Below are 21,953 nucleotides of genomic sequence, written 5' to 3' on the forward strand. Positions count from 1 at the left end.
GATCTGCGTTCGCTAGATGGTTTCTCGTTCGTTAGAAGTTGTAACTCTTTTCGCAGGGCGCCGTCAAGAGGGGCCGTGATAGGTTCTAACTAAATCTTGAACATGTATCCGAATGAGTGTTGAGGACGGTGGCAGGCCATGGCGGAGACCGGCACGACGACCCCGCGTGAGCGCTACCGCGTCCAGGTGCGCGCGGAGGTCAAGGAACGGGCGTGGGAGCAGATCGCCACGGCAGGGGCGACCGCGCTCTCCCTCAACGCGATCGCCAAACAGATGGGCATGAGCGGGCCCGCGCTCTACCGGTACTTCGCCAGCCGCGACGACCTGATCACCGAGCTGATCAGGGACGCGTACCGCAGCCTGGCCGATACCTTCCGCGCGGCCGCCGGGTCCGGTGACGAATCCGGTGCCGACACCGACCTGGCCGCACTGGCGCACGCCCTGCGCGGCTGGGCACTGGAGGACCCGCAGCGGTACTTCCTCGTCTACGGCACCCCCGTCCCCGGCTACCAGGCACCCGACGACGTCACCGCGATCGCCTCCGAGATCATGGCGACCCTGCTCGATGCCTGCGCCGTACTGCCCTCGGACGGTCCCACCGCGCCCTTCGCCACGCACCTCGAAGGCCACCGGCAGTGGGCGCAGGGGCATCCGGCCCCAGCCGCCACCCTCCACCGGGCCCTGATCTTCTGGACCCGGCTACACGGTGTCCTCTCGCTGGAACTCGCGGGCCACTTCACCGGAATGGGCTTCGACCCCACCCAGCTATTCGCGGCCGAACTGGAAGACCTGCAGTCGGCGCACTGACCCCGACGCCCCCGACCGGGGCGACGGCCCTGCACAATGTGGGCGCCCAGCCTGGGATGAAGGTTCGACCTCCAGGTAGGCAGACCCAGCACAACAGCCCTGAAGGGGTCGAGCTGGGTGCTCACGTCCGGCTGTGGTCGGGCTGATTCTTGGCCGGCAGGACGGCCATGACCATGGGCGCCCGATTCGGGGGCCGCGTGATGCCTACGTCGTTGTTCGTCCACGGCGGGTGGATGTGTCTCCCACTCGAGTGACAGCGCGCGGCGCGACCTCGGGGCGGCGGTGGACGAGGCCGCTGGTCTGTCATCAGAGTCTGACCCCTCGCTGGTAGCCGTGAGGCTGAGACGACCGACGACATGCAGGGGGACGGTGCCACGCGGCGCGAATCCAGACCCGTCGGGCAGAGCCCCCCTGAGCCGAATGCCATCCCACGACGTGCCGGGCATCGTGCCCCGGGCGACTCTGGTCGCGCTGGGCACGGGAGGTGCGAGCCGGAGGAACGACGGCATGGATGTGAAGCAGGTCGGTGCACACACGCAGGAGATCCGGATCGCCACCGCGATGACGGGAGGTGTGAGCCTCGCGATCTGGATGGGCGGCGTCGCCCGTGAGCTGAACCTGCTCCAGCAAGCGGCCTGGCGGCGCTACCCGCGGCGCCTGCGCCAGGAGGCCCAGGAGACATTCGAGCCTGTGCTCGGCGTTGCGACGAGCTGCGACGGCAAGGTGAGAGACCTCTACGTCCGGCTCCTGTGCCTACTCGACCTCACGGTCAGCGTGGACATGCTCTCTGGCACGAGCGCCGGAGGAATCAACGGAGCTTTGCTCGGGCTGGCGCGTGCGAACTCCCTCGATCTGGGAGACCTGCGGAAGTTCTGGCTGAAGTCCGGCGCTTTCGACACCCTGCTGCGCGACCCGAAGGAGACCAAGCCTCCCTCTCTGCTGCAGGGCGACGGCGTGCTGTTCAAGGAACTGCTGGACGGGATCAGGAAGCTGAAGCCGGCGGATCTCCACTTCAGATCGCCTGCCCTGCCGCCCGAAGCCGAAGCGAAAACCAAGGTCTTCATCACCACCACGCTGCTCACCGGGGAAACGAGCCGGTTCACCGACAGCCTGGGGACGCTGGTCCAGGACGTGGACAGGCGAGGTCTGTTCATCTTCGACGAAACACACCTCACCAGCCCCGACCGCCACGACCTCGTGGCTCTCGCGGCGCGCTGCAGCGCCTCCTATCCCGGCGCATTCGAGCCCGCGTTCGTCCCCTTCGAAAAGGAGATCCCCGCCTCCGGTACCAAGGTCCTGCGCCACCCCGCGATGAAGGAGTACGCCAATATCACCCGTGATCACTGGGTGGCCGACGGAGGCCTCCTCGCGAACCGGCCGATTGGACCGCTGCTCCAGTCCATCTTCGACAGCCCGGCTGAACGCCAGGCCAGACGGGTACTCCTGTACGTCGTCCCCTCGCCGGGTGAAACACCAGACCCACGCGAGGTGCCTTCGGAGACTGAGTCCTTCGACGCTCCCTGGACCTTGGGAGAGGCACTCCTCAAGGACCTCGGCTCCGTTGTCGGCCAGAGCATCAGGGCTGACCTGACAGCGCTGCGGCGGCACAACGACCGGGTCGACTCGATCCGCGACACACGGCTGCGCCTAGCGGAAATCGGAGCGAGGCGCAGATTCATCGGCCCGCTGAGCACACGGGGGATGCTGACCGACTACCGCGCCCGCGAGGCCGTCTGGCTCGTCCGCCCTGTCATCGCCTCACTCATGCGGGCCGTCACAACGATGCCTAAGGCCCTCATGCCCGAGGCATGGCTTGGAGCTCTCGAAGCGGGGCGCAGCGCCGAGCAGGAATGCCGTGCTGCGGCTGCGGCAGCTGTCTCAAGGGGGTGGGTTCCTCCGATCGAGCCGCCCGCGTTCGGCAGGCCCGCCTTCGACGGTGCCAAGGCCACAGTCCTGACGATGCTGCGAGCGGCCTACATCTGCAGGCCGAACGACTGGACCGTACTGTCGGCTTTGACCCGCAAAACACACGAAGCCTTCGTCGCTTCGGCCCGGCCTGACACGGACCTTCTTGTCGAGGCGAAGCTCCGGTACCTCCGGGGGACGCCCTCAGGCGGATGGCCCAGTCTCCCCCAAGTAGCCGACGAAGTTGCCATGTCCTACGAAGTGCAACTGAGAGCACCGGCCAACCCCTCAGGCAGCTCCTTTGAGGTTGGCTGGGAGCAACTGGCCGGGATCGTTGGTGAACTGGCAGAGCTCATCGGTGACCTGGACACGCTCATCAGCGAGGGCGGCGGGCCACCACCGGTCACGGTGGACCCCTTCCTTCGGCCGACGGCAGCAGAGCGGCGGCAACGCGCCTCACATGCGCTCCATCACTACCTGAAGTTCCTCACCCAGAACCCCCGGACCGCCCAGTACCGTCTGCTCGACCTGCACATCGCCACGCGTTCCGTGCTCCCCGTCGGCGTAGATGTGGAACAGCCAGTCGAACTCATCCAGGTGAGCGCGGACACCCGTACCGTTCTCGCCCCTCAACATGTCAGAGCGGCCGACAAACTCACCGGACGCCAGTTCCACAACTTCGGGGCCTTCTACAAACCCTCGTGGCGGGCGAACGACTGGGCATGGGGCCGGCTGGACGGTGCCGGCTGGCTCGTTCACATGCTGCTCGATCCACGGCGAATCCTCGAGCTGGCAGAACGATCGCACGTTCCGCAAGGAGCCCGGTGCGACTGGTTCTACGAGGAGCTTCAGCAGAAGGTGCTCGACGGCATGCAGCCAGAAGGCTGGCCGGTGCAGCGGCCAGGCGAGCCCGAAATCCTCCTCACCGACGACGAGGTCCGAAAGGAGTTGAACTATCTCGACGACCCCGACGCAGCCGTACCGGCCGGCCTCCCCCTGACCTCGCTATGGGTGGCACTGCGCTGGCAGCAATGGATCGCAGCGAACGAACTACCGGTTGTCGCCGAACACATGCTCAGCACGCCCGCAACCCGTCACGATTCATGGGCCCGAGAGGTCCTCAGCGAGGCCGGGAGCCTGGACAGGGCCCTGGCCGCTGCGCACGCCGCCTCCTCCTCCGTCATGACCCGCAACTGGAGCCGACAACAGAGGAAACTGATCGACGACGCACCTGTCCCGGGGGCGGCCGTCACACTCCCGAATGCAGAGGCAGTGGCCGCGAAACTCGCCACCTGCCCGGTCCCAAACGAAACCTTCGCCCAGGAGCTGGGCCAGCCGCTCTTCACCCGCACAGTCACCAAGGCACTGGCCACGGCGACTGGTGCCCTCACCGGGGTGAAGGAACCGCCAGCGTCGGTCAAGCCCTTCTTCTCCTCAGCCCGCACGGCCACCATGGTGGGCTACCGGGCAGCCGGCCTCACCGGCGGATCACCTCTGTGGCTGACGATCGGCGCTTTGATCTGCTTCGGCGTGGCCGCCGGGCTCATGTCCATGGAGGACACTCTGTTGGGGCTCACCTCAGGCGTGCTCCTGGTGGTTGGATGCCTTCTCTTCGGTCTCGCGGCGTGGGGCGTGAGCCGCCGCCTGCTTCCGGCTGCCGGGGCCGTGCTCCTGGCCGCAGGGGTCTGGGCTGCCTCGACGGTCAAACGGGACGATCTGTTCGGGAAGGCCACCGACTCCGACGCCGAGAAGAACGTCGGCTGGGTCGGAGAGACAGTGCTGCCCTGGCTGCAGGCGTCACCATGGCGCCCCCTCATCGCCCTCGGCGGGGCAATCGCACTGAGCCTGGTGATCAGCGGTGCGGTCGTCAAGCTGGCCCGGATCGTACGCCGGGGCTGAGGAGGCCACGGCACTCGGCACGACAGCGGCTGAGGGACCGGCTGCGCTCCGCTTAGAAGCCGTTGCCATACCGATCACGGTGGGCGTGAGTTCGAGTGTGACTGCCCGGCCGGGTGATCTTTCGGAGGTCTGGGTATCAAGCCAAGGGTGATCGGCGAGCGAGGGGGCGGACTTCGAATGGGGGCAGCGGACGAGCAGGACCATCAGGACGGGGAAGGCTGGCTGACGAAGGCCGAAGTCCGGGAGATCTGGCCGCAGATCAGGCCGATCAGCATCACGGCCGTGGCGCGGGCCAACAGCGTACGTACCTCGGCTGCGCCCTCCCCGGACCTGACCCGCGAGCCGACCTACCACGCGGCCGACGTACTTCACGTGGCCGCGCGGATCGCCCGGGGTGAGGCCGATGCCGCGCCCTGGCAGCGCGCCGACTCCGACGCTGCACGCGACGACGCCACATCCGGCCCACCGGTTCGGCAGCCCGTCGGTTGGGGGCCCGAGAACGTGCCGGGGCTGATCCTGCTGGCCATCATCGTGGGGCTGATCCTCTGGGGCCTGACCTCTCCCGACAACCACGGCACAGTAACGGACTTCGTGCGCTGAGTGCGCTAACTAGCGGTTGCTCTATCGATCTTGGTGATCGTGAGTTCGAGTCTGCCGACTCGGTCGGGTGATCTCCTGGTCGGCAGGGCATGAAAGTGGGGCTTCCCGTACAGCTCGTGGGTGTCGAATCCAGTCGAGCAACAGGAGGCCCCGGGTGCCGCAGTTTCCCGTCTCCGTGACACTGCCGTCCAACTCCGCGCCCCTGTCGTGTGATTGCCTCGCTCACCGGTTCGGGAACGCCGGGGACCGGCCGCACAGGCGTCCGAGGTACCCCTCGGACATGACCGACGCGGAGTGGGTAGTCGTACGCGACGCGATGCCCGTGCCCGCCTGGCTTGAGGGAAGGGGCGGGCAGCCGGAGAGCTACTGCCACCGGCAGCTGGTCGACGCGGTGCGCCACCTGGTTGCGGGCGGCATTGCCTGGAGAGCGGTGCCTGCGGACTTCCCCGCATGGGACCGCGTCTACGCCTTCTTCCGGCGCTGGCGGGACAAGGGCCTGGTCGCCGAGTTCCACGACCGGCTACGCGACCGGGTCCGCGAAGCGTCGGGCCGCGATCCGGAGCCGACCGCCGGGATCACCGACGCGCAGTCGGCGAAAAGGGGCCGCGTCGGTGCCGGTTGCCAGCCGGGGGTTCGACGGTGGGAAGAAGGTGAACGGCCGCAAGAGGCACATCGTCGTGGACACCCTCGGGCTTCTGCTGGCCGTGATGGTCACCGCCGCATCCGTCACCGACCGCGAGGCCGGCCGGACGCTGCTGGAGCGACTGCGGATGCGGCACTGGCGCATCCCGCTGGTGTGGGCCGACGGCGGCTACACCGGACGCCTGGTCGACCTCGCCCGCGATGTCCTGCGGATCGCGCTGACAGTGGTCAGACGCATCGACGACGCCACGGGCTTCGTGGTGCTGCCGAAAAGGTGGCTGGTGGAACGGACGTTCCCATGGCTGATGCACTCACGCCGCCTGGTCCGCGACTACGAGACCCGCACCGACACCTCCGAGGCGATGATCCGGTGGTCGATGAGCATGGTCATGAGCCGCCGGCTCGCCCGGCGAGCACGCTGAACATCCCCGGACGTTCCTCGGCCATCCAGCCCCGCGCGGCCAGGCGCTTCACCTTCGACCGCACTCCCTCCACCTTCGCCGCGACCACCTCCAGACCCAAGGCCGCCGCGAGCTGCCGGCAGTCCATCTCCTCCCCGCTCCCCGCCAGGACCTCCACGAGCCGTTGGTAGTCCGGCGCCAGTGAGTCGAGAGCGAGCCCTTCCCTCCAGGCGGGAACCACCGAGCCGGGCACCGCCCCGGCGACCCGCGCAGGCCGTTCACCGGCCACCCCGGCCAGCGACGCCTCCTCGCCCACAGGAGGTTCTGCCAGGACTTCGGCCACCGCCTGACGGGCAATCACGAACCGCTCCCACGCGGCTTCCGCCTCGTGGAGCTCGGCCTGCAGGACCTCCACCCGCTGCCGAGCAGCCCGCTCGCGCTCCTCAAGCAGCACCATCACCGACGGCATCCGGCACCTCCACCGAAGAGACGACACGACACCCCGCCTCTGCCACCGAGGCGCCGTCACTACGCCTGACCAGCGGAAACGCACCCGCCACTATCGGAAAGACAACGGCTTCTTAGCGCCACTTGAAAAGGCACGGGTGATCAGGCCAGGAACCGGCGAGGCGGGGCCACACAGGAGCTTCGTACACGAGAAGGGGCTCTGTCTCCACTTCTGTGGAGCTGTGCCCGCGTCTGCCCGTGCTTGCGTCGGCCTGCGGCTGTTGTGGCCTCCTTGCCGGCCGGACAACCGATCGACCTCCGCGCGCTAAGGACGTGCAGATCTTTAACTGGTCTTTTTGACCTTGGTCTTGGCGGGGTCGGGAGCGAGGAACGTCGCGACGTCTGCTGGTGTGCGGAGGCGGGCGGTAGAGATGCTTACGGAGTAGCCGTGTGCTTCGAGGAGTGGGTGGACTTCCTGTTTCGCACGGCTGATGGTCATGGCGGTGACGCCGAAGAGCTGGCCGAGGAGGTCCATGGTGGCGAGTTTGCTCAGGTGGAGCACAGTTACCAGGATTCGGTCGGCCGGGGTGAGTTTGGCTTTGGCACCTGTGCCCGGGGCCACCAGGCGCTCGTGACCGCGACGCGTGCGGAGCACGTGCTCGCGTTGAACCTCCAGCTCGGGAGTCAGGGCGTCGATGAGCTCGCAGAGCTGTTGGCGGGTCATACCGGTCAGTTCAGGGTCCTGCAGTGAACGCCGTGTGAGGCCATGTGGCCTGTCCGCCGGGGCATGATCTGACGTGCTGTTGATCACCGTCGCGTCCAGCGGATGCTGGGGGTGGAGTTCCAGTCGCCGTGGAAGCGGTGGGGGGTGATCGGAAGGGCGGCGATCTGGTCGTCGCTGACCTGGATGCCGGTGGGGTAGGGGTTGGTGTCGAGTTCTGCGTGCACGGTCAGGCCGGTTTTGGTGGTGGTCGCGGCGATGCTCTCGACGATGACTTCGTGGCTGGTCAGGGGGCCTGCCACGAAGTCATTGTCCAGAGCATCGCCGCGACCAAGCGTTATCCGACCTGCTCAACCTGCACACCGGGACCGCAATAGCCTGGAACAAAATCGCGGGCAACACCCGCTCCGGTTAAACCGCCGAACTGTCCCGGCGACTCTCCGATACCTGACCGCACGACGCGGGCCAGCACCAACGACGCCAGCGCCAACGCTCGGGCCAGCGGGCACGCGCTATCGAGTCCCTCAGGTCAGGCCGGAACCCTGGAGCAGCTTGGTGACCGCCTCCAGCAGTGGGGCGCCGACAGCGCCCACAGCCTCCGCGATGCGCATGAGTCGTTCAGCGGCCGCGCGGACCCTGCCGGGGTTTTGGTCGTCGGTGCTGGCGGCCTGTTCGAGGTCCTCATGGGCCTGGGTCAGCTCTTGCCGCTGCTCTTCCGAGAGCAGGCCGGACAGTTCGGAGACGTGGCCGGACAGGTCACGAAGCTCTTCGCGGGTGATGGGCGTGATAGCGAAGTCTCGGTTATGCGCCTGGGCGTGAGGGCCAAATGCGCTTCCGTAAGCCCCACCGTGGACATTGTAGGTGTCGCCTGTGCTCATAGTGATGTGCCCTCCATGCTCGACGTGGATGTGCAGGCTCGGCTCGACCGGCACTGCATAGTCGTGGCCGATCGTCTTCTCGATGACGCGGTCGAGCGATCGGAGGAGGCCCAGGCTCTCGCGGCGCAGTTCCCTGCGTAGGTCGTCGATCACGTCCGGCGGGGCGAGCGACTCGATGCGCTGCGCTATGTCCAGCAGCGGGATCTGCTCGACACCCGCCCTGTGCTCGCGGTTGAGGATCTTCAGCCGCTCCGCAAGATAATCCCGCAGGCGCTGACGGTCCAGCGCCACGTCGCCCCGTCGCCACGCCCGGATCGCGGCGCGCAGCGACTCGCGCTCGGTGTGCAGCCGCCACAGGTTCCCCCGGACCTGCCGCGCGCGGTTGCCGTCACAATGCGGGAAGAACGTGACCCTCCAAGACGGCATCCGCTGACCCCCGAATTGCACTGGCCGGCAGCGGAAATGGACGCCGTCCCGCTGCATGGCGCTCGGCGGGAGCCCCTTGTCGGTGTGCCATTCGGTGAGAACCATCGGCGTGCCCGCCTCGACCAGGTCGTACCGCACCTCGCTGCCATGTCGAGTGGTGGTCTCGGCAAATCGCCGCGCCAACTGGCGGCTAACAGACCCGAGCGGCACCAGGCCGTCGTCCCGCCAGGGCAGCCCGACCGGGACAGACAGGTAGTCGAGGTCCGTGCGCCACGCGTACGTCCAGGTCTGATCGGGCCAGCGCGAAGTGAACGCGACATCGACCCGCGTCGACATCCGATCGCTGTACAGCCGCCGGTAACACGGGATCATCGTGATCGCGTGCTCTTCCCGCTGAGGTAGGAAACCTGGGCGGGTAGCTTGCCGGAAATGCGGCGCAGGGAACCGCAGCAGTCCGGCCGCATCACAAAAGGCGCGTTCCCCTGACCAGTCGCGGATCGCGCCCCCCGGCCGATCCCGCACCATGCCGGCCCCGCGCACGAACTCGGCACCCGCGATGGGGTCCGGCCAACTCGGCCTGCGCAACCGCCCGGTAGGTCCCTCGGCGAGCACGCGGAGGTCAGCGATCGGGAACTGGACGACGCCGAACTCACGGTAGATCCGCGAGAACCTCCTGCCGTTGGACACCTACCGCACGCTAGCACCGCCACCGATCGGCAGTGCCGCATTTGGGCATACGGCTCCCCTGGCCTAGCCAGATGGGAAGCCGTCCGCAGCCATCGCCTGATGGGAGCCCCATCAGGGACTAATGCGAGCACTAGCCACACTGCGGCTGTCTCAGGGGCGTCCGCAACGTCCAAGAGACCAGCATCATTGTGGCACGCCGACAACGGCGCGACGTGCCGCAACAGCGACCTTATGGCGCGCAGACCGCCCTGAGCCTGGACAGGCTCGCTCGACACGCCTCACCATCGGCGGTCGCTTTCGGCACGCTAAGGACGTCTGGTTTTTGAACCTCGCCCCACGTGGCCACGACCATGCCTGGTCCGCCCGCCCCCGCCCCCCTTTGGGGTTTCGCAGCCCGTCAGGGCCGGGCTTTGGAGATGAAGGCGCGCAGCTTCGCGTGCTGCAACTGCGGGATCCAGGCCGGGACGGCCCCGTAGTAGGTGGCGAGCACGCCACCGGTGCGTACGACCGTGACGGGCACAGTGTCATTCATCGCGATGTCCGGCACAGTCCAGTCGAAGGCGACCGCATCGTCCCCGGCCGCAGGCGCCGGTCGCTCCCCGACGCGGATGCGTGCTTCCTGGTCGCCGTAGTCCAGGGTGTACGCGACGAACGTGCCGCACCGTGGCAGGGCCTTCTTGAGTGAGTCCATCACCGCCGACGCCTCCTGGACGGTGTAACTGGACAGCACGAGGCCGTGCAACTTCTTGAAGTCCCGCTTCCCCGACGTGTCGTTCAGCAGCGACATTCCGACCGAAACCCTCGCTGTCGGCCGGTGCAGCACGGGGTCCAGCTCGAAGTCGACCAGAGCCTGGCACGCCTCTGTGGGGGGGGGCATCCCCGCGTGCGCGGGGAGCAGCATCGAGGGTAATTGAATCCGAGCCTACCCCTGGGGTCATCCCCGCGTGTGCGGGGAGAAGGACATGACCACACATCCCGCGGCCCGGCCGTGGGGGTCATCTCCGCATGCGCGGGGAGCAGGCCGGGTTGGACCTGTCCGACCCGGCGGCGGCGGGGTCATCCCCGCATGCGCGGGGAGCAGACTGGCTGACCTGGCACTCTACGACTGCCACAAGCCGTTTTGCAGCACTTCCTCAGAATCCGGCAATCCGAACACTGAGACCGCTCTGCATCATCCCTCGTGCGCAGGGAGCAGCATCACCACATCCCTTCATGGAGCCCCAGTGTGGGGTCATCCGCGCATTGCGCCAGGAGCAGCCGGCGACGATCGCAACGCCGACGGCCAAGCAGGGTTCATCCCCGCGCACGCGGGGATGAACCCACCGTCATGCTGCTGCGCGACGCATAGCATCGGGTCACGGCTGACCTGGTCGTTCCTGAGGTGGGGGAAACCAACCTCGCGATTGCTGCCCGGGACGCCGGCGCCCACTCTGCCACTTCGCTCACCACCCCGGCCCGGACGGACTGCCTCACCTCTGCGGCCGACGCGGGCGGACGTGTCGGAAAGTCCGGCAAAGAGAGCGGATCTGCGTTGTACGGTCGTTCGCGGGTCACATCGACGGACGGGGAGACCAGATGGCAACAGCATTCACTATCAACGGGGAGTACTTCCCGACGAAAAAGGCTGCGGAGCAGCGGATCCGAGGAATGATCAAGGCTTACCGCTTCGGCTCCCAGGTCAGCGCCCAAGACGACGAGTTCCTGCGGGACCTGATCACTCGACATCCCGACCACGAGGACAAGGCGGGGACGGGAGTCGCCGGCTTCCGAGTAGATCGCTCCGAGTTCGGGAACCGGTGTTTGATGGTGCTCAGGACCGACGGAACCGAGATCGACATCTCCTGGCCGGAATGCCTCAAGCCGACGAGCCATGCTCAGCAGGTACGTGGCTGCCTGCGGCGAGCGATATCCGATCAAGTCATCGCCAAGCGAGACGAAGCCTTTGCTGCCGGACCCGTGGTGTGCGAGGTAACGAACCTGGTGATGCTTACGCCGGATGAAGCTGACGTGGACCACGCGGCACCAAAGTTCAAGGAGCTGGCGGAGACATTCATCCTGCAGCGTGGTGGCTTGGAAGCCTTCGTGATTGCTCCGGACCGCGCGAGTGGGATGTCTTACGCGGAGCTGCAGGACGACGTCCTGGTGGCAGCCTGGCAGCAGTACCATCGCGAACACGCCACACTGCGGGTGATCACCAAGCATGCGAACCGGTCGGTCCTGCAACGCAAGGGCCAAGGTGCGGTCTGAAGCGGCAGCGTCGGCCTGTGCGTGTTCTCCCACGCGAGCGGAGGTCTTCCGGCGGAACATGCCTGGTTCTTCGTGCAGTTGACGTCTTCTTCGCGTGAGCGGAGGCGCTCTCCATCGGCGAACGAGCGGGTCGGCTTATCGTGGCCGGTCCGAGGTTGAAGCCAGGTTGCGTGCCCCGTAGGCGTGGGGAGCGGACTCGATACCAGTTGCTTTACTAGTGTGCTCCGCTGCAGAGGAGAATCCCTCCCAGGCAGGTGATGCGGAACGCGCCTTTTGCCTGGACGGTCTCTTCAACTCGTTCTCGGGCACGCGCGATCGTCTCCTTGAAGGGGACGCCCATTTTGTCGGCCCATGCCTCGTACGAAGCCAGGTGGGCGACCACGGGCTCCGGGTCGGTCACCTCGACTACTCCGGGAAGAGGAATCGTCCGTACGTCCTCAAAGACGGCGCCGAGGATTGTCGGGGCGTCCTCCAGGGTGAAGCGGGCGGAGAGCTGGACGCGTGCTGGGCCCTCGGGAATGCCGAGGACGTCGCCAGCGGCTCGTCGCCAGAGGTCTTCCAGTTCGCGCTTGTCGGTACGGCTGTTGGTGGACGCGATTGCGATGCCGCCCTTGGCTAGTACTCGGCCTAGCTCTCGGACGGCGCGTGCCTGGTCCTCCACGTGGTACAGCATGTGCATGGCGAGGACGGCGCCCAGGGCCCTGTCCACGATGGGGAGCTGCTGGACGTCCGCGGCCACGGCACCGGCGATGCCTGCCAGGATCCCGGGGGAGACATCCATGGGGAGGACAGTCAGGTCCGGCCGCTGGGTGCGTATCCGCTGCACGAACTTGCCGTTTCCGCAGCCCACGTCAGCTACCGCGCCGCGTACGCGGGCCAGCTCTTCCACGACGAGGCCGGGCAAGTCGTGCCGCGGGGTCTGCCACTGGTAGAGGGACTGGCGGGCTGCCAGGTGCCGGCCGGTGCCGTACGCCTGGGTGGAGAGGAGGTGCCGGTCGGTGACCGAGGGCTCGTTCGAGGGCTGGGTGCTCATCGCGGCTCCGTGGGTGTGCTGACGATCGTCGGCCGGGAGGTGACCTCGTGGATGTGTTCACGGAGATCGACTACCGGCCGCGAGTCACGGTACGGCCCGCTGGCGATGAGTGTGTCCAGTTTGCGGAGCCTGATGGTGATGCTCGCCGTGTACTGCTCCGCCCCGAGGACCGTGTCGAGTTCCGCACCGGCCACGTCCACCTGGCCGTTCGCGAGGTAGGCGGTGGCCAGGTCCAGGTGCGCGGCGTGCAGGTCGCCAGGGGAGCGGTCGTCTTCTGGCCCTGTCTGGTAGAGCTCCACCGCGCGGGTGGAGGCTGTGATCGACCGCTGGACCTGTTCGTCACCGCCAACGGCCAGCAGCGTGGTGCCTGTATAGGCCCATTGCTTGGCCTCGGGGAAGGCGAACACCCCTGGCAGCTCATCCAGGTCGGCGATGGCACGAGCCTCATGGGCAAGGGCGAGGGAGCGCAGCGCGCTGCGCCCGTCTCCGCCGGCCGCGAGGGCCCGAGCTTCCAGGCTCAGCAGTCGTGCCGTGATCGTCCCGGAGCCCGGGCCCCGGCCATCCTCGTATCCGGCCCTCGCAAGGTCTGCGGCCCGCCGGTAGTCCCCTGTCCAGTACGAGGCCAGTGACTGGAAGGAGCGGGCCCAGGCTCGCAGCCTCGGGTGTTCCGCGATCTCGGCGCACTGCACCACGGTCCGGGCATGGGTGGCAGCCGAGGGCTGGTGACCGAGGTCGAGGGAGACGTGCGCCGCGAGGCCGGAAAGCCATCCGGCGACGACGTACAGGTGCCGGGTCTGGTGTGGATGCTGGCGGCCCTCGACCAAGCGGAACACCTCGGTGCGCAGGGTGCGGATCTCAGGGATCAGCAGGGTCAGCGGCTGGCTGACGAAGTCCCTTGCGAGGCGTTCTAAATCGGCGTCGAGCTGCTCCAGGACCAGGGCGTTGACGTTGGTGGCGGCAGCGTGTCGAGCGAGCCGGGCCGATAGCTCTGCGTCCGCGATGATGCTGCGCGCATCGTCTGCGGGCGCTGGGGAAGTGCCGAGCGTGCGTGGTGTTCCTGAGTGTGGGGTCGCCCCCTTCGGGTGCAAACCCAGCACTGCCTCGTTGTCGACTTGGAACACCGCGCACAGAGCTGCCCGGTAGTCGCCGGAGGGCCAGGTGATCGCTCCGCGTTCCAGCCGGGAGATCCAGTTCGCATCGAGCCCGGGGTCGCGGCCGGTGGTCGCTCGGACTTGGGCGCAGACCTGCTCCGCTGCCTGTGCCTGAGTCCACCGGCGCTCGTTTCTGAACCTGCGCAGGGCCTCGTTCGCCATCATCCCGCCGTCCGCTGGTCGAGTCGGGCGCCCGGAATCCTAGCGGGATTCTGCCTAGTTCGTGCCTACAACGTGCCTACAGGAATGCCCTGTTAGGGGCCCTGGTGGCGGAGTTGACTGAACCCCTGCCCCCGCTCAGACAGCCCCGGGAGAGCCCCCGTGATCACCCACGCAACTCCGGTCCGGCGCGACATCACGTACCACCACGACGACCACCAGGCCACCCTGCCGATCGAGCTGCACCGCTCTGACGGCACCACCGAAACCACGACCCTGATCCTCGACCCCACCCAGCTGGAGGTTCTGTACGCACAGCTGGACCGGGCGATCGGGATGCGCGAGGCGGCTGCGGGGCACTCGGGATGACGACCACCCCCGCCCCGCAGGCCCGCGTGCAGACGGACATCATTCGTGCCCTGTGTGCCCGTGTCCTCACGCCCGACACGTATGGCATACCGGGTGGCGAGGTACGGGCGGCCACGACCCTGCTGTCGGGCCACGTCCGACTGCTGCTCGGCGAGCCGGGCGGTGGTCCTCAAGCCCGTACGGATGCCGAGCGGCTGCTGGCGCGGGAGCCGGGTGAGGGGCGGCTCGGGGCCTGGATCCACATGCGGGCCCTTGCCCGTGTCTGCCGCGTACTCCTGATCGAGCACCAGGTGCACCGGAAGCGCGGCGTTGCCGCCGCCGGCCGGGTGCCGCAGGACGTGAACGTGGTGGCGAGGCAGTGAGACAGCGGATCGCCGTGATCGTCTACGCGATCCTCTGCGGCGCCATCGTGGGCTGTCTCCTGTCGGCCACCGAACACTGACCACCCGCCGCTTGTGGCGACGGGGAACGGCGGCTGCGTCCGCACCGCCGAGAAACCGAAGTGATGGAGGCACGTCATGAACCGACCCAAGCCCCAGACGAAGCAGAGTACGGCCGTTACCGCGGAGGCGGTCCGCCGGCTGCAGCAGCGCGTGACGGCGTTCGCCGCCACGGGCACCACCAACAACTCCCCGACCACCTACCACCGGTAGATCCTGCCGGTCCGCGAATCGGCGCGGAGGGGGACGTCCGCTGTCCCTCTCCGCGCCACCCTCGTGACCCTTCCCAACCGTGCAAAGGAGTTCGTCATGGCAGCAGCCCCCGTCGGCCTGGAACTGACCTTCCTTGGCCACCAGACCTGGCACATCACCGACGGCCTCTCCTCCGTCCTCCTCGACCCGATCCTCGCGCCCGCCTTCGGCGCAGGGAGCCTGGAGTTCGCGATCTGGCCTCCCCGAACCGTGGACACCCAGGGCATGCCCACCCCGAACGCCGTGATCCTCAGCCATGAGCACCTGGACCACTTCCACCTGCCCTCCCTCGACCTCCTCGCCCGCACCGTGCCGATCTACACCGGCACCACCACCCCGGCCGCCGTCACCGACGCCATCGAGGCCCTGGGCTTCACCATTCACCGCCTGGACCACACACAGCCGCTGAACGTCGGCGACATTGAGATCACCCTCTACCCCGCCAGCGCCCGCACCCTCTTCTGGGAGAAGCGGGTCTCCCAACCCCTGGTCCGCCTGTCCGGCACCACCGGGAACGACGTCTTCATCGGCGTCGACGCGGACGTCTCCGACCTCTACATCGAGCAGCTGACCCAGGGCGTACTCGCGCCGCCCCGGCTCGCGGTCGTCTCGAACAATGCCCAGACCGTCCCGTACGGCGCGCTCGGCGCCGACAACAATCTGCTGCCCGGCATGGACGGCCCCCGCAACCGCACCACCGGCGTCCAGATCCTCAACGGCCTCCTCATCGACTACCTCAAGCCCCTGGACGGAGTTCGCGACGTCGCCCTGTGCGGCAACGGCTTCACCGCGCCGCGCAGCCCTCACGGCCCCTTCCTCTACGCCGATCACCAGGCGCTGGCCGCCACCGCAAACGAGCTTCAGCACCTCTTCCGCGTACACGGCCCCCGTCCCGGTGACCGCCTGACCGTCCCGGCCGACGACGGTCCGCTCACCACCTCCCGCGTCCCTTGGGTTACCCCCGACCCCGTGGCGGAGCAGAGCGCCCTCGCCGCGCTCGCGTCCTTCCTCGACTCCCCGCAGCGCGTCGAGCCGACCCCGGTCACCCCGGCCCTGGACAAGGAGGAATGGGAGAGCGCCGACACCCTGGTGGCCGAGGAGCTGCCCCGCCTGGCCCGCGAGCTGATCGCCACCCGCACCGGCGCCCTCGCCAGCAGCATCCACGACTACCTCCACGGCCCCCTCGGTCCCCACCGCGCCGTACTCCGCCTCCTCGACCCGCCCGGCCGCCCCGGCGACATCGACACCTACGCGTGGAACATCACCGGACCCACATGGGACAAGGTGGAGACGACCAGCCGCGAGGAAGCCATGGCCGCCTACCCCTTCGGCATCGAGATCTACTTCCAGGACCTGGCCGCCATCTTCCTCGGCCGCGCCCAGATCTGGGACGTCGTCGGCGGCTCGTACCAGGGCTGGCACATCGGCGAGAACCTCGACTCCCCGGTCTACGCCCTCTTCGCGATCTACGGCGAGCACCAGCGGCCCGACCTCGCCGCCCGCTGCTACGCCCACAGCCTCGCCGCGCTCGGAGTCCACCAGGAGAACTCGGCATGACCACCGCCCCCGCCGGGCCGCTGGACGGCGCCGCCCGCACACGACCCGACGGGTGGCTGGCCACCCCTCTCACCACCGACCGGGCCACTGCCGAGCGCGAGGCCCACGCCATCCTCGACCGGCACCACACAGGCGAGCCGGGCCCGGTGTACTGCCTCACCGCCCGCTACCGCACCGCAGTCTTCGCCCTCGGGACACCACCCCGCCGGATTCTCAAGCGGCACGCGGACGAAGCCGCCTACCAAGGCGAAGTCCTCGCGTACGAACTGCTGGCCGGCGAGCATGTTCTGCCGGACCTGCACCGCGTCTGCGACACCTCCCGCACCTTGCTCGTCGACTACCTCGGCCAGGCCGTCACCCTCACCAGCACAGACGCGTTCGACGAGCTGATTCGGGCGGTCGCCACGATCCACACGGCCTCCGCCCGCTGGCATCCGGTGGTCGGCGAGGCCATGGCAAGGTGGCGAACCGGCGCCGCCGTCAACGCACCAGCGCCGCAATGGATCCGCCACGCCGACGACTGGCGCCGACTCCTCCAGCTCGTCAGCGATGCCCACGGCCCCGACCACGTGCCCCTCGGACACCTCGACCTCAAACCGGAACACATCCGCCGCCGCGACGACGGGCGCCTGACCCTCATCGACGCCGAAACCCTCCGCCCCGACATCACCGGGCTTGCCGACCTCGTCACGCTCGCCTTCATTGCAGGCGACGAGCCCAAGCTGGCACCCCGCTGGATCCGCCACGCCTACCTGCACCACGTCAACGAACTCGGCGCGCAGTGGAACGACCACAGCCTCGTACACGCCCTGACGGCGTTCGCCTCCGCCACCGGCCTACGTTCCCTGCACGGCACCCACGAGTGAGCGATACAGCGATACCGTGCCAACTTCCCGACGCATAGGAGAACCCCAAGTGCTGCGCGGTATCCGCACCGTCATGGTCTTCGTCGACGACCCCGAAGCCGCCGCCCGTTGGTGGGGCGACATCTTCGTATCCGAGGTCAAACTCGACATCAACGGCACCGCCATCTATGCCTGGCTGGACCTCGACGGACTCGAGTTCGGTTTCCACCAGGCGTCCCCCAAGGCCAACCCCCCCGGTGGAAGCACCGTCCCGTACTGGCCCGTCGAAGACCTCGACACCGAACGCAAGCGCCTCCTGGACGCCGGCTGCATCCACCACCGAGGCCCCCTCGACGTGGAAGCCGGCCGACGCATCTGCCAGCTCGTCGACCCGTTCGGCACGATCTTCGGACTCGACGGGCCCTGACACCGGAGCCTGCCCATGCGCCACTGGCCCATCACCGACCTGGAACTCGCCACCCCCGACCTGGTTCTACGCCTTCCCTCGGACGCTGAACTCGACGAGCTCGCCCAGGTCGCCGCGGAAGGCGTCGTGCCCGACGGCGCCGTGTTCTTCCCGCAGCCCTGGGCCTCCGCGCCGCCGGCCGAGCGCGCCAGGAACGTCGTACAGAACCATTGGTGGGCGCGAGGCGACTGGAGCCGCGACAACTGGCGCCTTCTCCTGGCTGTCTTCCACGACGGCCAGGTCATCGGCCAGCAGAACCTCTCCGCCCGCGACTTCGCCACCACAGGCGAGGCCCGCACGGGCTTCTGGCTCGGCCGCCGCTTCCAGGGCCACGGCTGCGGCACCCAGATGCGTGCCGCAGCTCTGGCCCTCGCATTCGACGGCCTCGACGCCGCCCGCGTCACCTCGACCGCCTTTGAGGACAACGCCGCCTCCCGGGCCGTCTCCCGCAAGTTCGGCTACCGCCCTAACGGCATCCACCGCATCGCCGTCGACGCCCACCCCTACGATGCGCACGAGGCCGTTGTCGATGCCGCCAGCTGGCGAGATCAAGCCCAGTTGGTGCCCGTAGCGATCAGAGGCCTCACGGGTGGTATCACGTACTTCCGCTGATCTCCGCACGCGCGCACGATGGCTCGCACACAGCGGACAGCGCCCTCGTTCGGAAAGCGACAGGTTCCGACGATCACCACCTGATCCCTGTCCTCGCCGCGCAGGCGGAGATGCTCTGACCGTGGTGCCCGCGATGGTGGAGGCCGAGTGCCGTCTACTCCGCGCGAATGCGGCAGATGCACGGCGGGTTCATCCCCGCATGCGCGGGGAGCAGGCCTGCCGGGCGGGCTTGTTGGACGGCCGCCCGGGTTCATCCCCGCGTGCGCGGGGAGCAGTGCACTTTCCCATGGAGGCCCGCCCAGCCGAGGGGTTCATCCCCGCGTGCGCGGGGAGCAGACCGGACCGCCGTCTTGCAGTGGGCGGAGGATGGGTTCATCCCCGCGTGCGCGGGGAGCAGCCCGTACCCGGTGGGGTGCGGGCAGGGCCGGGGGTTCATCCCCGCGTGCGCGGGGAGCAGTATCGCAGGGCGAGCATGGGCGTGATCGAGACGGGTTCATCCCCGCGTGCGCGGGGAGCAGGTCAGGACACGCTGCATGTGAGCCTTGGCCGTGGGTTCATCCCCGCGTGCGCGGGGAGCAGTTGACGATTTTCACCTTCAGTCCGCGCAGCATGGGTTCATCCCCGCGTGCGCGGGGAGCAGGCGACCGCGTCATCTTTCTGGCCTTGCCTCTGGGGTTCATCCCCGCGTGCGCGGGGAGCAGGACATGCGCGCCTGGACCCAGCGCCTGGCCTGGGGTTCATCCCCGCGTGCGCGGGGAGCAGAGGGTCTGGAAGGGGGTGGTGTAGCCGACCTGGGGTTCATCCCCGCGTGCGCGGGGAGCAGACTGGCTGACCTGGCACTCTACGACGGTCACAGGCTGTTTTGCAGCACTTCCTCAGAATCCGGCAATCCGGACACCGAGGCTGCTGTGCATCATCCCCGCATGCGCGGGGGAGCAGCGCGTGCGGGGCAATCAGGAGCCGTTCGTCTTGCGACACCGGCACTCGACGGGCTCCCCGCAGGGGCGGGGAGCAGTCCAGATTCCTGACTACAGAGATCACGCCTCAAAGTCGCCCGTTTCTCAAGTCGTACCTGCGTGCAGGAAAGTGAGAAGCGACGATGTTCCTCGCCTACATCATGGACACTGGGCCCCCGGGGCGCCGTGTGCAGTGCCGCCGTCAGTTCCCGGTCGGGTCGGGCGGGTGACCGGTGCCACCTACCCGACCTTCCTCATTTCCGCGTCCGGTACCGACTGCTCCCATAAGTGGGCCCCGAGCCTGAAAACGACGCGCTCGGGGCCCCGGTTCTCGTTTGGAGTTATTTGTATGCCTGAGCCGCACGCTGGGATACCTCCGGTGCCCAAGCAGCCACCGGCCGGACCGTTGCCGTCCCCGAACCGCTGGCGGACCGCCACGTTCTGCTTGAGCGTCGCGTTCCTCGCCTCTACCAGCGGTCTCATCTACACCCTCACGACCAGCCCGACCCCCGGAACGGCCGCCCCGGCTCCCGCCGGCCCGACCACCGCAGGTACCTCCAGCCCCTTCAAGACACCTGTACCGGCCAGGACGGAGCCGCCGAGCCCCAAGCCGAGCGTGTCGGCTGAGTTCACCATCGGCCAGGAAGCCCGCCACATGGGAACGGTCGTCACCGTGAAGACGGTCACCGAGACCGACAATCTCAAGACCACAGAGGGCACCCAGAAGGCAGGCGATGGAGCAAAGTTCGTGACCGTCCAGACGAAGGTGTTCAACGACACCAAGGAAGGCATGGACCTCACCTGCTCGCTCCCCGTCGTCAACAAGCTCCTGGACGAACAGCAGCGCCGGTACGACGCCATCCAGGACCTCTATGAGATCCCGGGGAACCCTGGCTGCAATGACCAGCTGCAGCCCGGCTTCAGTGACGACATGACGTACATCTACCGTGTACCCGCAACGGCGAAGATCACCGGCTGGGAGTTCGAGCAGCTCGACCTGGGCGGCCCCCCGAGGCTTCCCGCTCTCGTCAAGCTGACCAGCGGCACCAACTCCGCTTCTTCCTGACCGTCCTTACGCGCAGCCGTCCATCCACGGCAATGCCAGCGTTATGCCACCGGGAGGAGTCTGGCCCAGGATTTCTCCGGCGGTTGTTGTCCTTCGGAGAAGGCTGAGGCTGCGGTGCGCGGTGCCCACGCTGGAGCAGACGGAATGCGACATCTGCGCTGGCCTTTGCGGAGGGTTCAAGCACGGGGAGCCGGCGAACGGCACCGGGACGGTCGAGGTGTAGATGGGCTCATCCCCGCGGGAGCGGGGAGCAGGTCAGCGTCGGAAGCACGGGATAGTGGAACAAAGGGTCATCCCCACATAGGCGGGGAGCAGACCACGCGTTCAATCGCGCGGTTCAGCTCTTCGGGTTCATCCCCACATGCACGGGGAGCAGACCTTGCGGGCCGGCATCCGGGGTTCATCCCCGCACGCGCAGGGAGCAGCATCGCAGGCCCTCCGTCCGGGCCGTGTACTCGGGTTCATCCCCGCACGCGCAGGGAGCAGACTGGCTGACCTGGCACTCTACGACGGCCACTCGCTGTTTTGCAGCACTTCCCAAGAACCCGGCAATCCGGACAATGCTTCGCTGGGGCTTCGCCGCGTCATCCCCGCATGCGCGAGGAGCAGTCGGCTGGCGACCCTCGCCCGATCCTCCGACCGCCCCACGATGGCTTGTCCCGCGTGCAGGCAGCATTCCGTACGGCGTTCCACCTGCCGAGTGCTGACGCGGTGGCGGTCGGCACCGACAACCCCACTCACCTGGCCCAGCTGGTCCAGGCCCTGGGCGCGGATGTGGACACTGCCGCCGTCAGTCAGTACCTGCGCGCCCTGCATGGGCAGCGTCAGAGCTGAAGCTCGGTCACCAGGCGCTCGGCCTCCTTCCGGGCCGGCGCCAGCAGCGGATCCTCCTCGTACGCGTGGGGTCCGACGATCTTCGACAGGAAGAACAGCGACATCAGCTTGCCGTCCCGGCTCTCCAAGTCCGCACGCCGCTCCTGGTGGACGCGGTCCGCGAGCGCCGGGACGGCCAGCGCGTTGCCCCACAGCGTTGCGGCGTCTGGGGGTTAGCCAGGGCGGTTGAAGAGGTCTTGCTCTTCGGCCGGATGGCATCCAGAATCCTCAAATTCGCACTAATTATCGAATTCTTTTGGGGTTCTTTGGCTCAGCTATCGAGGCCGCCCGTGTAGAGCTTCAAGTTGGCCTAATTGATGCGGAGCCTCCAGTGATCGCCAGTCCGCTCGCTGGGTGTTCATTTCGAGTCGAGTTGATCCGGCTTCTTAATCCTGGCTGCTGCCCTGTGCAGGTCAATGGCGGTCTAGTTCGCCGCTTGATGCTGGAGCGGGCCGATTGTCCCCTTGGTGCACGCCCTTAGGGGATGCCGGTGGATTCCAGCCGTGAGAGGCAG

General features: G+C 67.8%; 21 protein-coding genes, 3 pseudogenes and 1 CRISPR repeat array. Of the genes and pseudogenes, 16 read left to right on the plus strand and 8 right to left on the minus strand.

Going from position 1 to position 21,953, the window contains the following annotated elements:
- The first annotated feature begins 138 nt into the window (after positions 1 to 138).
- The 5 genes and pseudogenes from JIW86_RS40915 (at position 139) to JIW86_RS40935 (ending at position 6,275) form a co-directional block, all read left to right on the plus strand.
- The gene (locus JIW86_RS40915; RefSeq protein WP_257559795.1) at positions 139 to 807 is read left to right on the plus strand and encodes a TetR/AcrR family transcriptional regulator; all 669 of its coding nucleotides are present in this window, start codon (positions 139 to 141) and stop codon (positions 805 to 807) included.
- Positions 808 to 1,314: 507 nt separating this feature from the next.
- The gene (locus JIW86_RS40920) at positions 1,315 to 4,611 is read left to right on the plus strand and encodes a patatin-like protein (RefSeq protein ID WP_257559796.1); all 3,297 of its coding nucleotides are present in this window, start codon (positions 1,315 to 1,317) and stop codon (positions 4,609 to 4,611) included.
- 147 nt (positions 4,612 to 4,758) lie between these two features.
- The gene (locus JIW86_RS40925; protein WP_257559797.1) at positions 4,759 to 5,211 is read left to right on the plus strand and encodes a hypothetical protein; all 453 of its coding nucleotides are present in this window, start codon (positions 4,759 to 4,761) and stop codon (positions 5,209 to 5,211) included.
- Between the two features lie 316 nt (positions 5,212 to 5,527).
- A pseudogene (locus JIW86_RS40930) lies at positions 5,528 to 5,665 on the plus strand (transposase); the annotation flags it as partial.
- 157 nt (positions 5,666 to 5,822) lie between these two features.
- Positions 5,823 to 6,275 (plus strand): transposase, encoded by a 453-nt coding sequence (locus tag JIW86_RS40935; RefSeq protein WP_257559798.1) that lies wholly within the window; start codon positions 5,823 to 5,825, stop codon positions 6,273 to 6,275.
- Here the strand turns inward: JIW86_RS40935 and JIW86_RS40940 are convergent.
- Positions 6,241 to 6,723 carry a hypothetical protein gene (locus JIW86_RS40940; RefSeq protein WP_257559799.1) on the minus strand — a complete coding sequence of 161 codons (483 nt, stop codon included), beginning with the start codon at positions 6,721 to 6,723 and terminating at the stop codon, positions 6,241 to 6,243. The genes JIW86_RS40935 and JIW86_RS40940 overlap by 35 nt on opposite strands.
- Before the next feature lie 321 nt (positions 6,724 to 7,044).
- A complete protein-coding gene (locus tag JIW86_RS42315; protein WP_416237716.1) occupies positions 7,045 to 7,236 on the minus strand; it encodes a hypothetical protein in 192 nt (63 codons plus the stop codon).
- Between JIW86_RS42315 and JIW86_RS40945 the strand changes: the two genes are divergently transcribed.
- Positions 7,150 to 7,452, plus strand: coding sequence for a hypothetical protein (locus JIW86_RS40945; RefSeq protein ID WP_257559800.1), 303 nt, complete (start codon positions 7,150 to 7,152; stop codon positions 7,450 to 7,452). The genes JIW86_RS42315 and JIW86_RS40945 overlap by 87 nt on opposite strands.
- 56 nt (positions 7,453 to 7,508) lie before the next feature.
- Here the strand turns inward: JIW86_RS40945 and JIW86_RS40950 are convergent.
- From JIW86_RS40950 to JIW86_RS40960, 3 genes and pseudogenes are all read right to left on the minus strand, one after another.
- A pseudogene (locus JIW86_RS40950) lies at positions 7,509 to 7,715 on the minus strand (ISAzo13-like element transposase-related protein); the annotation flags it as partial.
- 231 nt (positions 7,716 to 7,946) lie between these two features.
- Entirely contained in the window at positions 7,947 to 9,413 is a 1,467-nt protein-coding gene (locus JIW86_RS40955; protein ID WP_257559801.1) for a hypothetical protein, read from the minus strand.
- A gap of 397 nt (positions 9,414 to 9,810) precedes the next feature.
- A complete protein-coding gene (locus tag JIW86_RS40960) occupies positions 9,811 to 10,200 on the minus strand; it encodes a hypothetical protein (RefSeq protein WP_257559802.1) in 390 nt (129 codons plus the stop codon).
- A 788-nt stretch (positions 10,201 to 10,988) separates the two neighbouring features.
- On the opposite strand from JIW86_RS40960, the gene JIW86_RS40965 reads away from it, so the two are divergent.
- Positions 10,989 to 11,660 (plus strand): DCL family protein, encoded by a 672-nt coding sequence (locus tag JIW86_RS40965; RefSeq protein ID WP_257559803.1) that lies wholly within the window; start codon positions 10,989 to 10,991, stop codon positions 11,658 to 11,660.
- Positions 11,661 to 11,874: 214 nt separating this feature from the next.
- On the opposite strand, the gene JIW86_RS40970 is transcribed toward JIW86_RS40965, so the two are convergent.
- Both JIW86_RS40970 and JIW86_RS40975 read right to left on the minus strand, forming a co-directional pair.
- Positions 11,875 to 12,693 (minus strand): class I SAM-dependent methyltransferase, encoded by an 819-nt coding sequence (locus JIW86_RS40970; RefSeq protein ID WP_257559804.1) that lies wholly within the window; start codon positions 12,691 to 12,693, stop codon positions 11,875 to 11,877.
- Complete coding sequence (locus tag JIW86_RS40975) at positions 12,690 to 14,009, minus strand: helix-turn-helix domain-containing protein (protein ID WP_257559805.1); 1,320 nt, start codon at positions 14,007 to 14,009, stop codon at positions 12,690 to 12,692. The genes JIW86_RS40970 and JIW86_RS40975 overlap by 4 nt, the downstream gene beginning before the upstream one ends.
- A 156-nt stretch (positions 14,010 to 14,165) precedes the next feature.
- Here JIW86_RS40975 and JIW86_RS40980 point away from each other — a divergent pair, with 156 nt between their 5' ends.
- The 9 genes from JIW86_RS40980 to JIW86_RS41020 all read left to right on the plus strand — a co-directional run bounded on the left by JIW86_RS40980 (position 14,166) and on the right by JIW86_RS41020 (position 21,400).
- On the plus strand, positions 14,166 to 14,372 hold the full coding sequence (locus JIW86_RS40980) for a hypothetical protein (RefSeq protein ID WP_257559806.1): 207 nt from the start codon (positions 14,166 to 14,168) through the stop codon (positions 14,370 to 14,372).
- Positions 14,369 to 14,734: a DUF6415 family natural product biosynthesis protein gene (locus JIW86_RS40985; RefSeq protein WP_257559807.1), complete on the plus strand. Its 366-nt coding sequence runs from the start codon at positions 14,369 to 14,371 to the stop codon at positions 14,732 to 14,734. Before JIW86_RS40980 ends, JIW86_RS40985 begins: the two co-directional genes overlap by 4 nt.
- A gap of 156 nt (positions 14,735 to 14,890) precedes the next feature.
- Complete coding sequence (locus JIW86_RS40990; protein WP_257559808.1) at positions 14,891 to 15,025, plus strand: hypothetical protein; 135 nt, start codon at positions 14,891 to 14,893, stop codon at positions 15,023 to 15,025.
- A gap of 96 nt (positions 15,026 to 15,121) precedes the next feature.
- Complete coding sequence (locus JIW86_RS40995; RefSeq protein ID WP_257559809.1) at positions 15,122 to 16,621, plus strand: MBL fold metallo-hydrolase; 1,500 nt, start codon at positions 15,122 to 15,124, stop codon at positions 16,619 to 16,621.
- Positions 16,618 to 17,487 carry a DIPK family protein gene (locus JIW86_RS41000; protein WP_257559810.1) on the plus strand — a complete coding sequence of 290 codons (870 nt, stop codon included), beginning with the start codon at positions 16,618 to 16,620 and terminating at the stop codon, positions 17,485 to 17,487. The genes JIW86_RS40995 and JIW86_RS41000 overlap by 4 nt, the downstream gene beginning before the upstream one ends.
- A 49-nt stretch (positions 17,488 to 17,536) precedes the next feature.
- Positions 17,537 to 17,893 carry a VOC family protein gene (locus JIW86_RS41005; protein WP_257559811.1) on the plus strand — a complete coding sequence of 119 codons (357 nt, stop codon included), beginning with the start codon at positions 17,537 to 17,539 and terminating at the stop codon, positions 17,891 to 17,893.
- Positions 17,894 to 17,908: 15 nt separating this feature from the next.
- Positions 17,909 to 18,544, plus strand: a complete 636-nt coding sequence (locus JIW86_RS41010) for a GNAT family N-acetyltransferase (protein WP_257559812.1) — start codon at positions 17,909 to 17,911, stop codon at positions 18,542 to 18,544.
- Between the two features lie 185 nt (positions 18,545 to 18,729).
- Positions 18,730 to 19,367: direct repeats of the CRISPR family, unit length 29 nt; unit sequence GGGTTCATCCCCGCGTGCGCGGGGAGCAG.
- Between the two features lie 578 nt (positions 19,368 to 19,945).
- Entirely contained in the window at positions 19,946 to 20,566 is a 621-nt protein-coding gene (locus tag JIW86_RS41015) for a hypothetical protein (protein WP_257559813.1), read from the plus strand.
- 663 nt (positions 20,567 to 21,229) lie between these two features.
- Positions 21,230 to 21,400 (plus strand): hypothetical protein, encoded by a 171-nt coding sequence (locus tag JIW86_RS41020; protein WP_257559814.1) that lies wholly within the window; start codon positions 21,230 to 21,232, stop codon positions 21,398 to 21,400.
- On the opposite strand, the pseudogene JIW86_RS41025 reads toward JIW86_RS41020, so the two are convergent.
- A pseudogene (locus tag JIW86_RS41025) lies at positions 21,391 to 21,606 on the minus strand (hypothetical protein); the annotation flags it as partial. The gene JIW86_RS41020 and the pseudogene JIW86_RS41025 overlap by 10 nt on opposite strands.
- Positions 21,607 to 21,953 lie beyond the last annotated feature (347 nt).

Source organism: Streptomyces sp. NBC_00162 (genome assembly GCF_024611995.1).
GTDB lineage: Bacteria > Actinomycetota > Actinomycetes > Streptomycetales > Streptomycetaceae > Streptomyces.